The organism is Dolichospermum sp. UHCC 0315A (assembly GCF_008121535.1).
In the GTDB taxonomy this organism is placed as follows: domain Bacteria; phylum Cyanobacteriota; class Cyanobacteriia; order Cyanobacteriales; family Nostocaceae; genus Dolichospermum; species Dolichospermum lemmermannii.
On the sequence record NZ_CP043056.1, the window covers coordinates 4,282,501 to 4,298,051 of the forward strand.

The 15,551-nt window shown below is 37.0% G+C and carries 11 protein-coding genes and 4 pseudogenes; 7 read left to right on the forward strand and 8 right to left on the reverse strand.

What is annotated here, in order from left to right:
• Positions 1-235: 235 nt before the first annotated feature.
• A pseudogene (locus tag BMF77_RS20355) lies at positions 236-553 on the reverse strand (ATP-sensitive inward rectifier potassium channel 10); the annotation flags it as partial.
• A gap of 169 nt (positions 554-722) precedes the next feature.
• Between BMF77_RS20355 and BMF77_RS20360 the strand changes: the two are divergent.
• From BMF77_RS20360 to panD, 5 genes are all read left to right on the forward strand, one after another.
• Positions 723-1,901, forward strand: a complete 1,179-nt coding sequence (locus tag BMF77_RS20360; protein ID WP_148765365.1) for an MFS transporter — start codon at positions 723-725, stop codon at positions 1,899-1,901.
• Between the two features lie 276 nt (positions 1,902-2,177).
• Positions 2,178-2,969, forward strand: coding sequence for a DUF4231 domain-containing protein (locus BMF77_RS20365; protein WP_148765367.1), 792 nt, complete (start codon positions 2,178-2,180; stop codon positions 2,967-2,969).
• Between the two features lie 182 nt (positions 2,970-3,151).
• Positions 3,152-3,340 (forward strand): hypothetical protein, encoded by a 189-nt coding sequence (locus BMF77_RS20370; RefSeq protein ID WP_148765369.1) that lies wholly within the window; start codon positions 3,152-3,154, stop codon positions 3,338-3,340.
• Between the two features lie 200 nt (positions 3,341-3,540).
• On the forward strand, positions 3,541-4,059 hold the full coding sequence (locus BMF77_RS20375; RefSeq protein WP_148765371.1) for an inorganic diphosphatase: 519 nt from the start codon (positions 3,541-3,543) through the stop codon (positions 4,057-4,059).
• Positions 4,060-4,189: 130 nt separating this feature from the next.
• Positions 4,190-4,585: an aspartate 1-decarboxylase gene (gene panD / locus BMF77_RS20380; RefSeq protein WP_148765373.1), complete on the forward strand. Its 396-nt coding sequence runs from the start codon at positions 4,190-4,192 to the stop codon at positions 4,583-4,585.
• 516 nt (positions 4,586-5,101) lie between these two features.
• On the opposite strand, the pseudogene BMF77_RS20385 reads toward panD, so the two are convergent.
• Together BMF77_RS20385 and BMF77_RS20390 are read right to left on the reverse strand one after the other, a co-directional pair.
• A pseudogene (locus tag BMF77_RS20385) lies at positions 5,102-5,278 on the reverse strand (PIN domain-containing protein); the annotation flags it as partial.
• A gap of 117 nt (positions 5,279-5,395) precedes the next feature.
• Positions 5,396-5,638: pseudogene (locus BMF77_RS20390) on the reverse strand (transposase); the annotation flags it as partial.
• 622 nt (positions 5,639-6,260) lie between these two features.
• Between BMF77_RS20390 and BMF77_RS20400 the strand changes: the two are divergent.
• Positions 6,261-6,824 (forward strand): annotated as a pseudogene (locus BMF77_RS20400) (IS1 family transposase); the annotation flags it as partial.
• A gap of 242 nt (positions 6,825-7,066) precedes the next feature.
• Positions 7,067-10,654, forward strand: coding sequence for a pyruvate:ferredoxin (flavodoxin) oxidoreductase (gene nifJ, locus BMF77_RS20405; protein WP_148765375.1), 3,588 nt, complete (start codon positions 7,067-7,069; stop codon positions 10,652-10,654).
• 354 nt (positions 10,655-11,008) lie between these two features.
• Here nifJ and vap15 read toward each other — a convergent pair whose 3' ends face one another.
• The 5 genes from vap15 to BMF77_RS20430 all read right to left on the reverse strand — a co-directional run bounded on the left by vap15 (position 11,009) and on the right by BMF77_RS20430 (position 15,551).
• Positions 11,009-11,245: a type II toxin-antitoxin system VapB15 family antitoxin gene (gene vap15, locus BMF77_RS20410; protein ID WP_148765377.1), complete on the reverse strand. Its 237-nt coding sequence runs from the start codon at positions 11,243-11,245 to the stop codon at positions 11,009-11,011.
• Between the two features lie 190 nt (positions 11,246-11,435).
• The gene (locus BMF77_RS20415) at positions 11,436-12,170 is read right to left on the reverse strand and encodes an Rpn family recombination-promoting nuclease/putative transposase (RefSeq protein ID WP_246862976.1); all 735 of its coding nucleotides are present in this window, start codon (positions 12,168-12,170) and stop codon (positions 11,436-11,438) included.
• Positions 12,171-12,463: 293 nt separating this feature from the next.
• On the reverse strand, positions 12,464-12,826 hold the full coding sequence (locus BMF77_RS20420; protein WP_148765381.1) for a DUF5615 family PIN-like protein: 363 nt from the start codon (positions 12,824-12,826) through the stop codon (positions 12,464-12,466).
• Between the two features lie 4 nt (positions 12,827-12,830).
• Positions 12,831-13,190: a DUF433 domain-containing protein gene (locus tag BMF77_RS20425; RefSeq protein ID WP_052149826.1), complete on the reverse strand. Its 360-nt coding sequence runs from the start codon at positions 13,188-13,190 to the stop codon at positions 12,831-12,833.
• A gap of 72 nt (positions 13,191-13,262) precedes the next feature.
• Complete coding sequence (locus tag BMF77_RS20430; RefSeq protein ID WP_246862977.1) at positions 13,263-15,551, reverse strand: tetratricopeptide repeat protein; 2,289 nt, start codon at positions 15,549-15,551, stop codon at positions 13,263-13,265.

A 15,551-nucleotide genomic window follows, 5' to 3' on the forward strand; every position in this document is an offset into this window, starting at 1 on the left:
CCGCACTCCCGGTGTCACAATCGGTAATTTCGGACTTTTGAATACATTGAAGGATGATTTTTATACAAAAAGGTCGAAATTTTAGGTAGCGAACTGCTTGCAGTAGCGCTTCGCTATCGCTAATCCCAAATCCCCAAACGACCATTTTTCGTTGTGTGACAATTTAGGGTGCGGAAGATGGGATATAGGACTTGCTGAATAAATGGGAAAAGCCAGTAGTCTATGGATTAGAGAACTAATAAATTGGCAAAACATCGTGAAAATGCGTATAGTCACAGTAACGATGTCTATCAGGCGTATTATAGTACATAATATCTACAAATTGATGATTCCACAAAATCTCATTAACGCCATAACTATAACGAGCATGGACAACCTGTGCCACTGTTTCATCAATCCCACTCATAGAAATCATCAGCAAGGCCTGAGTTTGACTTAATAATGCCGATGTCATCCCATGAAAAGGACTAGACTCATCAATAATGTGCATCACCGTCCAAGATAAAGAAAAGCTAGGTGTCTGATTTCTCACCAGTTTAAGATCATATATCTTGCACCCATACCGATAATTGTGAATTGTCCATTGTGAATTTGAATATGAACTCGTGAATGCAAGTGTTTTCCCGGCTGCTGAAAAAATCTCTGTAATTTAAATTTCATGGGCAGTAAGTAAAAGTCCAGTGAATGATAGGATGACTAAAGATAAATATATTTAATTAACAATGAACCGAATTTTTTGGATTACTGCCTTAATTGCCTTTATTAACTCCCTAAGTTTTACAATTTTAATCCCCATAATTTATCTTTATGGTAAACAATTTGGTTTAAATGATTTCCAAACCAGTTTATTATTCTCAACATATTCCATTGCTCAATTTTTCGCCACTCCTGTAATTGGTAAACTCTCCGACAGATTTGGACGGAAACCATTATTAATAATTAGTTTAGCCGGAACAGTAATTGCTAATACCATAGCCGGAACTGCCACAACAGCAACTTTACTATTTTTCGCCAGATTTTTAGATGGTATCACAGGTGGAAATGCTTCTGTTGCCCAAGCCGTTATTTCTGATGTTACCAGTCAAAAAGATCGCGCTCAGGCATTTGGGATTTATGGCGCAGCAATGGGATTAGGCTTTGTTCTTGGCCCAGCGACTAGTTTAGTAGCACAACAAATTTCTTTAGGAACAGCATTTTTAGTTTCCGGTGCAGTTGCTCTTATCGGGATGTTAATGACAATATTTTTATTACCAGAAACTATCCAAAATAAATCTCCAAAATCCACAAACATCTTTGATTTAGGGTTAGATAATTTAATTAAAGGATTTGCTATGCCAGGAATTGGCATTTTATTATTTATTAACTTTTGCACAGGGACAACATTTACCATGTTTACCTACGCATTTCAACCCTATTTTATTCAAGTTTTAGATCAAAATAATAAATCTTTAACACTATTATTTTTAGTTTTTGGCACATTAGGAGTAGTTATGCAAACTTGGGGAGTATCTATTCTTCGTCGTAAATTTAATGTTGTCAAAATATTATTTTTAGGCTTATTTGTTCGCAGTTTATCATTTATATTAATGCCTGTTTGGCCTAGCATCACTTATTTTGTCGTAGTTAGCATATTATTTGCACTGTTTAACGCCCTAGTCCAACCCATGATTAGTACATTGATTTCTCTCAATGCTCAACCGCAAGATCAGGGAACCGTGTTAGGATTAAACGCATCCTATTTAAGTATTTCCAACGGTATTGGCCCAGTGATTGCTGGGATGATAGTTCAACAATCTCAACCCATTACATACAGCTATCCTTTATATCTAGCAGGAGTTTTAACATTTTTGGTGTTAGTGTTAGCCATAGCTACGCGCAAAAGATACAGCACTGCGATTTGATTTGTGAATTTACAGTAGGTTCATTTATTAAATGCACAAGTTGATGGAAATTTTTCATCAACTTAATTAAATTTAAACTTTATTTATATCTGTATCCTTGAAAACAACTGGAAAATCCGGATCTTAACCTTTTTTCTGAAAAATATTGCTAGTCCTGGCAACTTGTCAATAATGTTACTTTCGTGTAATATACATCTTTGGTTGTGAAAATATTTTTACAACGGGGTTTCCAATCATCAATTCAACATTCCGACAATAACCACACCAGGAAAAAATATGCTGTTTTTTTTCAAGTTGATTGATTATTTATTAGCCGCAGTTGCTATCACATCAATTTTCATCATTTATGTTGGTTCTAGTGATCAACAATATATAACTGCTGCATCCGTTGTTTTAAGTGTTTCTCTTGGTTTGTTTATCTTCAATAGACAATCTGTGAAAAATGCTCAAAAGGAATCACAAAAAACTGAGCTTTCCAAAAAAGCTGAACTCTATACCTCTCTATTAAGCAATGGTACTACATTGGACTATAATACAGTTTTACCAGCACGAGCTAAAGCTTTAGAATATTGTCAAGAGTTGATTGATGATTATAAAAGTTCTCGAGATCTCGCCAGAACTCTTTACTATGTTTTGCAAATTTCTACCGTTATTTTGTCAGGTGTCACACCAATTTTAGTGTTGGTGGATAAATTAGAAGCAGGACAAAGCTGGTTAAAATGGCTGCCTGTTATTTGCCCAGCCGTTGCTTCCATTGTTGCTAGTATCGTTACCTCATTTCCTTTTGAAAAAAATTGGATGGCTGCTAACAAAGCCGTTGAATTATTAGAAGCTGAACAGGAAAAGTTTATTTTGGGAATTAGCCCAGCCTATCGTTGTTATGATATTTCCGAAGAAGGTAAACAACAACAAAGAGTAAGTCAGGCAATAGAACTATTTATTAATCAAGTGAATAATATTCACCTCCAAATAGTTCAACCCAGCAGTGATTCAGAACAGGGAAATCAAGAAAAACAAGAGTCACCACAATCTGAAGAATCAACTACAGGACAAAAAGTGGCTGCATAATCTTGGGCGCAGGGACCAATCTAATTGGACGCAGGACCTGCGCCCCTACGGAATTTCTGAAGGATCAAAAATGTCAGTTATCCCTGACATTACGGTTTATAGTAAAAAAATAGTTAGAATAGTGTAGACCCTCTTTTCCAGGGAGTCAACCCACTCGTGATTCTGATTAATTGCAACTTTGTATGAATTTAAATAGCCAGTCTGCCAATTCTTCCGATACATATTCCCAACGTTTGGCAGACATTGTGGGAACAGTGATCGCTTTGATCACCCTCACTTTACCAGTATTTATCATCGCCCACTATTCTTCAGTCAATGTTGAAAACAATCAGCCATCCTTAAGCTATAACCTATCTATTCCCGGAGATTAAAATATACAGCAGAATTTAGGAGTCAAAGCAGAGGATAATGGGCAGGGAGTTTTTTTCTCTGCTTTTTTTTGATCATTTGTGAAATTCGCCAAGATTTTTAGCAGGAATCTGGGGGAAGAGATCCACAATGCCTTAGAATCTTACACTGGGAGCAAAAATGGCTGCTACCGCTTATTCACTTTTAGTAAAGGAGTTTTGTTGTGGATTTATCTTTGATTCCTGCCCAACCAAAGCCAGGTGTAATTAATGTCCTGATTGAAATTGCTGGTGGAAGTAAAAATAAATACGAATACGATAAGGATTTACAAGCATTTGCTTTAGATCGGGTTCTCTATTCTTCGGTTAAGTATCCTTATGATTATGGTTTTATCCCTAATACCTTAGCTGATGATGGCGATCCGTTAGATGGTATGGTAATCATGGATGAACCAACATTTCCCGGTTGCGTGATTGCGGCTAGACCAGTTGGTTATTTGGAAATGATTGATGGTGGCGATCGTGATGAAAAAATTCTTTGTGTTCCCGATAAAGATCCGCGCTATGCTCATGTAAAGTCTCTCAAAGACATATCCCCTCACCGACTAGAAGAAATTGCTGAATTTTTCCGTAGTTATAAAAATTTGGAAAAAAAGGTCACGCAAATTCTCGGTTGGCAGGATGTGGATAAGGTAGCTCCCTTGGTGGAAAAGTTCATTCAAGCAGCTAAAGCTAAAGCATAATAGATTATGGGTAGTGGTAATGTAAATTACTCATTACCCACCAAAGCAATAATTGTGGGACAATCAGTAACAACCTACTGAGTCTAATTCCCAAAATTCTTACTGGTTGCAAAAAAAAATTTAAACTCAAATGCAGCGCACTCTCTTATCGGCAAAAATTCATAACTGTACGCTCACAGCAGCAAATATTAACTATGTGGGTAGTATCAGCATTGACGAGGTTCTCCTGAAAAAAGCTGGTATATTCCTCTATGAGCAGGTACAAGTAGTGAATATTGCTAATGGTGAGCGTTTTATTACTTATGCCATACCTGCTCCCGCTAATTCAGGAGCGATTGAATTAAATGGAGCAGCGGCACGTTTAGGCGTGGTTGGCGATCGCTTGATTATCATGACTTACGGGCAGTTTACTATGGAAGAGTTAAAATGTCACTCTCCTACCGTTGTAATTGTGGGTGAAAAAAACCAGTTATTAGAAGTGCGACATTATGATGATCTGCTCAGTAATCTCCTATCATCATCCTGATGATGATGATTTTCTTGATCATGTTCAAACTGAAATTCAGTCAGTATTCCGTGAACTACCTACACTTCCCTTGCGGGTAAGTATAGGCTTCCTACCCAGTTAGCAGCTTTTTGCTCTTCGAGAACAACAAGACTTATGTTAAGGCGATAGGCTGACCCCTCGTTCCAAAGGCAAAATCAAGGTTAATCAACAAAAATGATCATGTATCTAGCTTGGTTATCGCTATTCTCTCGCCTTGCCGAGATATTCAATTCATAACACAAATTTTGTGAATTGTCTCCATGTTTTCCTTCCTTGCTGTCGCGTTGGTCGGAAAACCGTCGTCAATTCACGCGCCATTCATCCCCCGCTTCCCTATCGGGTCAGACGTGGGGCTTCTGTCGGTTAAGCTAAAGCATTACTAGCTCGTGAAGGACTTATTTTAAGTATTAATTAATATAACCGCCTAAGAGGTGGGCGGGAAATCACCAAAATGTGTACAGAAACGTAAAATCGCCCAAAACTGCCATCTTCCTGTTACCAATTCTCTAAACTTAATTCTTCAACTCTCAATAAATCACGATCATTAGAAACTAGAATAAAACCTTTAACAATAGCAGTTGCAGCAATTAAGATATCTTCTGTTTGGATTGGTAATCCTCTTAATCTGAGATTTGCATGAATTTCTGACGCTTTTTCTAAAATTGCTAAATCATACGTTTAACTGCTTCATCAAAAATAGCGATTTGTTCAGGAGTTAAATTGTCTAATATTCCTGACATGATTTCTGTTGACATAACAAAGCTACAATTTTTGGCTCTTGCGTCCCTTTTATGGAGAATTAATACTAAAGTGCCAGTTTAATAAACTACGTAATCTAAAATTACTAAAGTTATGAAATCCATATCCAAGTCTTTTGATTAATTTGAGTTTATTATTAATTCCTTCCACAGTACCACTAGTAGTTCTGCTGTCAAAATAACCTACGACTTCACCAAACCATCTAACCATTGTTCCTATACTTCTGGGAAAATACTTCATTCCATCATGCATCCAATCTAATAAATTCATGATTGGTAGTGGTAAATATGTAGTGAAATCTGATATTTTCTAACTTAAATTATTCGTTTGTAGCTGTTGAAATTTTAATTATATTTAACTAACTGAAAATTATCTAAAATATAAAGTTTCTAAATAAGTAAGTCGGCACGATAAAATCAATATACATTTTTTTCGTAAAAACCCTTAAATAACCTATCTATAAGGTATTTGTCGAATTTACATTTCGTTACATATGTTGATTGTTTAACGCCAACTTACTTGTATGATTTCACATGATTTCACTAGAACGTGTTAAGTGTTATATGTAGTGAAGTACCAGTGTTTTTAAATTCAACTATTTTAGCTTTGATGTCAATCTCCAGACCTACTTGCCCCAATTGTGGTTCTCAACACACTGTCAAAAATGGGAAGATTCATAATCAAAAACCAAAATACCAGTGTCAAAACTGCAAAAGACAGTTTATAGAAAATCCCACTAATAAAGTTATTAGCAAAGATACTATAGGACTCATATTTGATTTTTGAAAAACACTCGGTACACCTGAATCGGCTAGAATCCTTTTACCTCATGCCTTTTGCATCTTACCTAACTACGCAAATAATTTCAGGATTCAAATATTATTCCTATATAGAACTGATTGATAGACTTTTACTTCAGAAAATACCTCTGGCCGGTATTGCTCGTGCTGCTCTTGTTTCAGAGACTTGGTTGCAAAAATATGTGAATAATAAATATGCCCAGATTCCTCAGCAGGTAAATGTTTCAGCCAAACCAAGAGGTAAATTGACTATTGAATGTGATGAGGCTTGGTCATTTGTAGGTCATCAGGGTAATAAGCAATGGATTTGGTTAGCTTTGGACAAAAAAACTAGAGAAATAGTTGGAGTTTACATAGGCAATCCCAGTGAAGATGGCGCTAGGGGATTATGGAATTCTCTACCACCAGTTTACCGTCAATGTGCTGTTTGCTATACAGATTTTTGGGCGGCTTACGCACAAGTTATTCCTAGCAAACGTCATCAGGCAGTCGGGAAAGAAAGTGGCAAGACTAACCATATTGAACGCTTTAATAATACAATGCCTCAAAGAATTTCTCGTTTGGTCAGAAAAACTTTATCCTTTTCTAAAAAGTTAGATAATCATATTGGCGCTATCTGGTATTTTATTCATCATTATAATTCTTGTTGTAATGCCTAATTTTATTATCACTACATATTTACCACTACCATCTTGAGTACAACATTAATATAGATAGAATATTTACCATTTGCTATAATTAAAATATTGGTTAAAAGTTAAAATAATTAATAATTCCCAATTCATAAAACTGTAAAAAAGATCACAAATTAACTTCCTGACTTTAGCTATTTCCAATGCTTATCTTTTTGGCTTCTCTGCATACAGTTTAAACAACCAGAAAAGACACAAAAAGGAAAATCATGACCAAATCCTATGCCACAATTGATGGTAACGAAGCCGTTGCCCGTGTAGCTTACAAACTAAATGAAGTCATTGCCATTTATCCTATCACCCCATCTTCAAATATGGGTGAATGGGCTGATGCTTGGATGTCTGAAAATAAACCCAATTTATGGGGAACAGTTCCCAGTGTCACCCAAATGCAAAGCGAAGGAGGGGCTGCTGCTGCTGTCCATGGGGCATTACAAACAGGGGCATTAAGTACAACTTTCACCGCTTCTCAGGGATTATTATTAATGATTCCTAACTTGTACAAAATTGCCGGAGAATTAACCAGTTTTGTACTTCATGTTTCTGCTCGTTCTTTAGCTACCCATGCGTTATCTATTTTCGGTGATCATAGTGATGTCATGGCTGCAAGAGCGACTGGTTTCGCTTTTTTATGTTCCGCTTCTGTACAGGAGAGTCATGATTTTGCACTGATTTCTCATGCAGCAACATTAGAAGCAAGAGTACCATTTATGCACTTTTTTGATGGATTTAGAACTTCCCATGAAGTGCAGAAAGTTGAATTATTATCTGATGAAGATTTACAAGTGCTAATTCCCCAATCTTTAGTATTTGCACATCGTCAACGGTGTTTAACTCCAGACAAACCAGTATTACGAGGAACCGCACAAAACCCCGATGTTTACTTTCAATCTCGTGAAGGTGCAAACCCTTATTACAATGTTTGTGCTGATATTGTCCAAAAAATTATGGACAAATTTGGAGAACGCACAGGCAGATATTACAAACTTTATGAATATCATGGAAGCACTGACGCAGAAAGAGTAATTGTGATTATGGGTTCTGGTTGTGAAACTGTTCATGAAACAGTGGATTATCTCAACAACCAAGGGGAAAAAGTCGGAGTTATCAAAGTGCGGCTTTTCCGTCCTTTTGATGTTTCCAGATTTATAGAAGCATTACCAAATAGTGTTAAATCTATTGCCGTTCTTGATAGAACCAAAGAAGTCGGAAGCGCAGGAGAACCTTTATATTTAGATGTGGTGACAGCTATTTATGAAGGCTGGAAAAAAACCACATTCCCGAAAATTGTTGGGGGAAGATATGGACTTTCTTCTAAAGAATTTACTCCCGCAATGGTGAAGAGTGTATTTGATAATCTCACTCAAATTAAACCCAAAAATCATTTCACAATTGGGATTAATGATGATGTCACTTTCACTTCTTTGAATTTTGACCCCAATTTCTCGACAGAACCAGATCATGTAGTTCGCGCTATGTTCTATGGTTTGGGTTCAGATGGTACAGTGGGGGCAAATAAGAACTCCATCAAAATCATCGGTGAGGGAACAGAAAATAACGCGCAAGGTTACTTTGTTTATGATTCTAAAAAATCCGGTTCAATGACAGTTTCTCATCTGCGTTTTGGAACTGGAAAAATTCGCTCAACGTACCTCATAGACAAAGCTAATTTTATCGGTTGTCACCATTGGGGATTTGTGGAAAGTATTGATATTTTAAAAGCTGCTGCACCGGGAGCGACTTTGCTGTTAAATAGTCCTTATGATGCTGATCATGTTTGGAAAAATCTACCCCCAAAAGTCCAACAGCAGATTATTGACAAAAATCTGAAAGTTTACGCTATTAACGCTAGTCAAGTAGCGAAAAATAGTGGCATGGGACACAGAATCAATACTATCATGCAGGTGTGTTTCTTTGCTTTAGCGGGGGTATTCCCAGAAAAAGCAGCAATTGCTAAAATCAAACAAGCCATAGAAAAAACCTATGGTAAAAAAGGCGCAGAAGTTGTCAACATGAATTTAAAAGCGGTAGACAACACTCTAGAAAATCTCCATGAAGTCGGTAATAGGTCATTGGTAAGAGGTAATAGGGAAGAAACGCAATTAGCAATTACCAAACCCAAATTTATCGAGAATGTTCTTAGCAAAATCATGGTCTGGGAAGGTGATGATTTACCTGTCAGTGCTTTACCTGCTGACGGAACTTTCCCCAGTGGCACTGCAAAATGGGAAAAACGCAACGTTGCAGAAGAAATACCCGTTTGGGATGGTGATGTCTGCGTTCAATGTGGTAAATGTGTGATGGTTTGTCCTCACGCTGCTATTCGCGCTAAAGCTTATCAACCCAGCGAGTTAGTCAACGCACCGATAACTTTTAAATCCACTAACAGCAAAGACAAGAACTTTGCTAACCAGAAATTCACCATTCAGGTAGCGCCAGAAGACTGTACAGGCTGTGAAATTTGTGTTAGCGTCTGTCCTGCCAAAAACAAGGCAGAACCCACCCGCAAGGCGATTAATATGAGTCCGCAATTACCGTTGCGGGAACAAGAACGGGAAAATTGGAACTTCTTTTTGAATTTACCAAATCCTGACCGGAAAACTTTGAAAGTAAGCCAAATTCGTCAGCAGCAATTACAAGAACCGTTGTTTGAATTTTCTGGTGCTTGTGCTGGTTGTGGAGAAACACCCTACCTTAAATTATTAACACAATTGTTTGGCGATCGCTCACTCGTTGCCAACGCCACCGGCTGTTCTTCCATTTATGGGGGAAATCTCCCCACAACTCCCTGGAGTCAAAACGCAGACGGAAGAGGTCCGGCCTGGTCCAATAGTTTATTTGAAGATAACGCCGAATTCGGTTTTGGTTATCGTTTATCCATAGACAAACAAGCGGAATTTGCAGCGGAATTATTGCAACAATTAAGTAGTGAAATTGGCGATAATTTAGTTAATGCCATTCTCAAAGCTGAACAAAAAACCGAAGCTGATATTTGGGAACAACGGGAAAGAATCGTCATTCTCAAACACAAACTCCAAGAAATTTTAAACGCAGATGAACACAGATACACGCAGATAGAATCAAAAAATATCCGCGTTAATCAGCGTTTATCTGCGTTTGAAAATCTCAAATCCCTCGCTGATTATTTAGTCAAGAAAAGTGTGTGGATAGTTGGGGGTGATGGTTGGGCGTATGATATAGATTTTGGTGGGATTGATCATGTGATTTCTACAGGTCGCAATGTCAATATTTTGGTCATGGATACAGAAGTTTATTCTAACACTGGAGGACAATCTTCTAAAGCTACTCCCAAAGCCGCAGTTGCTAAATATGCGACTGGTGGAAAACCTGCACCTAAGAAAGATTTGGGTTTAATGGCCATGACTTATGGTAATGTTTATGTGGCGAGTGTGGCGTTAGGTGCGAAGGATGAACATACACTCAAAGCATTTTTAGAAGCGGAAGCTTTTGATGGTCCATCAATCATTATTGCTTACAGTCATTGTATTGCTCATGGTATTGATATGACCAAAGGTTTACATCAACAAAAGGCTCTAGTAGACTCAGGAAGATGGTTGTTATATCGCTATAATCCAGCATTACAATCACAGGGTAAAAATCCCCTCCAATTGGATATGAAAGCGCCTTCTGAATCGGTGGAAAAATCCATGTATCAAGAGAATCGGTTTAAGATGTTGACGAAGAGTAAACCAGAGGTGGCGAAGTTGTTGTTAGAACAAGCGCAAGCAGAAGTAAATGCTAGATGGGAGATGTATCAATATTTAGCGAATAGGTAATTGGTAATTGGTAATGGGTAATTGGTTTTTACCTATTACCTATTATCATTCTCCAGCAATTGATAAAATACGATTATAAAAAGAGAAACTAACAATCTGTCTGATAGCGTAGCGTGGCGAAAGCCATATCAGGATAACCAGGATTAGAGGATGTACAGGATGTGAGTTTTTATTGTTTAGGAAAAATGGTAATTATTAGATAGTAGATAACATACTATAATACAAATGTAATTATCATTTCTTATCTTTCAATATTCACAGACAATTCATCAATAACAATCCTGTAAATCCTAAAATCCTGGACATCCTGATTCAGACAATTAAAATTTCAGCATCCCACCAAGAATAATTATCTTAACTGTTATTTTTTCTAGCATAAATTTGAGAACGGACAATTTCAACTTCTTCTGTAATTTCCTCTAATGACAATTCATCAGTTTGAAATATTTCTAGTAACTCTGTTAATTTATTATTCAAGGTTTCTTTTTCTATTTCTTTACTAAGTAACAATTTTTCAGAAGTAGAAAGTTGTTTAACTAAGCTAAGAATTTGATCAAATGTCAAAGGAAGTTGATAGATATTTTGTAACATAGTGTCAATTCTCCTTTTTTGATATATTATTCACCAGTTTTTATGATTATACTGGTGTTACCTTGTGAAAGGCGATTCCTGCGGAGCGCTTCGCTATCGCTCATCTTCGTTGGTTGTGAGGTATACATAATTCCTACGGAGAGCGATCGCACTCTTAATACTACTGAAAAACCACTACAAATACTCAGTTTTACAATGATTGAATTTCTTGTTGTAAAGCTCGAACTTGTTCAACAGATAATTCAGTGACTTCAGCAATTTGCTCTAAATTCATACCAATTCGTAATAAATTTATAGCCAATTTTCTTGTTGTTTCAGCCTTGCCTTTCGCCTCACCTTTGGCTTCACCTTCTTCAAGGATGTCTTGATAAATTACTGATTCGCGCATAATCTCACTCCTGAAAATTTTCTTGATTACACTTTTATTTAACACCAACCCAGCTAAAATACTGCTGGCAGCAGCTATATCCCTTTGTTGTTGTTGATCTTTAATTTTTTCGACTGCTTGTGCTACCTGGCTCAATACCATTGTAGGATCTTCTGTCTGACTTAGCACGGCAAATGGTAATAAACCGGGCGCGGTCATAAATTGTTCTGTTGGTTGTTCCCATAGACGGATTACTTCAAACTCATGGTGGGTTTTGTTTAATCTGAAACTATTCTCATGGACTAATTCAGAATCTGTTTTTCTCAAATAAATCACTACTTGGCGCATCTCTTTGTCAGGAAAACGCCGATAACCTCTAACTCGATAATCTAACATCCTAAAGGGTATATTTTTATTACCATCGGTCTGAAACTCAATATGTAATATTAAGTTCTCTGATTGTAATAAAATCAACGAATCAGCGCGAATTGGTTCGTTTGATAATTCTGTTGGACTCAGTTCTGTTAATTCGACTGGTGAACCTAAGTAAGTCGGCACGATAAAATCAATATACATTTTTTTCGTAAAAACCCTTAAATAACCTATCTATAAGGTATTTGTCGAATTTACATTTCGTTACATATGTTGATTGTTTAACGCCAACTTACTTAGTAACCATGTGGCTAAGTCTGCTTGGAAGTTTTCGGCGAGATATTTACAGATGTTGTCATACATTGGATTTTACAACTTTAATAGTTTATTAATTACGCGCTCTTTTGTATTATACTAGCGAGTCCTAAGCATTGCCTAAATTTTCCAAGAAATAACTTTCTCTTGAATATTTTTAACAGCTATGGTAAGGGTAAATAAACTATACGATCTTGATATTCACCATCTTCTGAAGCTAAAGCAACTAAGATTAATTCTTCTATATTTTCACCAACACTTAAATTAGGATTGAGAATGAAAATTCCTGGTATGTGACGATTCACAGCCATGTGATCAGCTAAATGTACAGGCATAGAAGTACGGTTATTTGTGACTAATACGAAATTATTCTCCTCACACCAACAGAGAATTTCAGGATCAAGTGTCCCTTTCTGTGGTATTCCTGTTTCTCCTATTACCTGAACAACAATATCAGGTTCTTTGAGTTTAATTTGTTTTGGATATAAAGGATTGATATTTTCATCAATCAAATATTTAATGGTCATTTCCTTATACTTTTGCTTGTCTTTCTATTCTCAGTTGACGGAGTTTTTCTGATACTGGTGGGGGATTAAGTCTCTGTTCTTCTCTCATTCTATGACCATGTTCTATCCAGTTCTTCATGTAATCGCTGATAGTTTCTTTGTTTTGCAAATAGTAAAGGATAGTCGCATAGACTTGTTCTAAAGAAAGTGATTGATATATTTGAGCAATCTCTTCTGGAGAACGTCCACAATCAAGGTATTCATAAAGTATTGTCTCAATTCCTATTCTGGAGTTTTTTAGTCTAATATCTCCAGGAAAAAGAAAATTGAAATACTCAGTAATATCCTTCTTAGGAATAATTTGAGGAATAGTTTGGCTGTTCATAAATTTGAAACTATAATTTTCAAAGATTTGGGAATTAACACATTAGATTAATTATAACTTAACAGATTTTATTCATCGCCGAAACCAACCCCGTACCCAACGCCACAACCGCCGCAACCAACCCCAAAACCCACGTTGAGAAACTACAGGTTTTTTAGGTTGAGAAAGACGCTCAATTGCATTGTTACAATCTTGCACATCGGTATCAAGTCCCATTGTCTGATACAGTTCCCGCGCATTGCGATAAGCCCCCAGTGCATCTTGTTCCCTATCCACTTTTTCTAAGGACAGACCTAAATTAAACCAAGCATTTGCTTCTCCCCGAATATCCCCTATCTTCTTAGCTATATCCAAAGACTGCTGGTAGAAAGCGATCGCCCTTTCGTACTGTCCCAGGGATTTGTAAGCATTGCCTAAATTGTTTAAGGAATTACTTTCCCCCTGAATATCCCCTATCTCCTTTTTTATATCCAAAGACTGCTGGTAGAAAGCGATCGCCCTTTGGTACTGTCCCAGGGAGTCGTAAGCATTGCCTAAATTGTTTAAGGAATAACTTTCCCCCTGAATATCCCCTATCTCCTTTTTTATATCCAAAGACTGCTGGTAGAAAGCGATCGCCCTTTCGTACTGTCCCAGGGAGTCGTAAGCATTGCCTAAATTGTTTAAGGAATTACTTTCCCCCCGAATATCCCCTATCTCCTTTTTTATATCCAAAGACTGCTGGTAGAAAGCGATCGCCCTTTCGTACTGTCCCAGGGAGTCGTAAGCATTGCCTAAATTGTTTAAGGAATTACTTTCCCCCCGAATATCCCCTATCTCCTTAGCTATATCCAAAGACTGCTGGTGGAAAGCGATCGCCCTTTCGTACTGTCCCAGGGAGTCGTAAGCATTGCCTAAATTGCCCAAGGAATTACTTTCCCCCCGAATATCCCCTATCTCCTTAGCTATATCCAAAGACTGCTGGTGGAAAGCGATCGCCCTTTGGTACTGTCCCAGGGAGTAGTGAGCATTGCCTAAATTGTTTAAGGAATTACTTTCCCCCTGAATATACCCTATCTCCTTAGCTATATCCAAAGACTGCTGGTAGAAAGCGATCGCCCTTTGGTACTGTCCCAGGGAGTCGTAAGCATTGCCTAATGAAATGAGAGAAGCTGTATAATGCCAATTTTCTTTATCATTCGTTTTCGACCATTTATTTACCAACTGCCCATATAATTCCACTTGGTTGGCATAATAACCCCGCAAAGTTAAAAAATCATTGCAATGGCGAATTGCCTCAAATGCTGAGTCATAATCGGCTAATTGGTAAAAATGATAAAAGATTTCTAAATATTCCTGAATATCATCTTTAGTTTGCCAAGGTTGTTGTTTAGCAATTGACTGATAATAATTAATAGCTTGTTGATGTGCTGACCTCTGATCACCTGCTTTATATCGCACATATTCCAACACCACAGGCTGAAACTCAAACCATCTGCCATCATCAATCAATTTTTCTGATAAAAAAGAACGCTTGACAAGATTTCTTAATTCTCTCTCAATCTCTGTTTCTGAACTTCCTAAACATACAGCCATTGCGGCTTTAGCATTTACGACCCCACGATAAACACTAATATTTTGTAATAGAGACTTTTGCAACTCATTCAAACGCTCAAAACTGGCATCTAATACTAGCACCATCCCCACATTTTCCAGACGGTGCTGGCCAACCACTTTTTTATCTGTTAATAATTGCTGCAAATTTCCCAAACCTAAATTTTCCAATCTTTTTAAATTCGGGTCTTGGGGATATTCTTCTATTAATAAATCTGCTACAAATCTCAACAGCAACGGATAACCGTCTACTAATTTGACAAATTCCTCTAAATTTCCTTGAATACGTAAATCTGTTAATAGGTCTACCCCATCTGCTATTTTTAAACCTGATAAGGGTAGCCATTGAAATCTTTTCGGTAATTCTGGTCTTTCTCTGGTGGTGACAATTACTTTACTTTTACCTCCACACTCTACCCAAGTTTTAAAAAAGTCTTCATAGAATTGACTTCCCCAAATTCCATTTGTTTTTAAAAGACTTTCTAAGTTATCAATGATCAATAAATATTCATCGGATTGTAAACATTTCACCAAAGTTTGTACTAATTGTGTTTCTTGTTCTGGGACTCGAAAACCAAAATCTTGTAAAACTTGAGTAGCCACATCAGTAAAAATTGCCCCAGAACTCACATCAGCCCAAAAACGTTTTGTAAAACCTGCTATTGTTTTATCTTCATAAATATAGGCTGATAACATAGATTTGCCTATACCACCAATACCTTCAATACCAATTAGAGGAATATTTGGATTATTTAACCATAGTTTCAA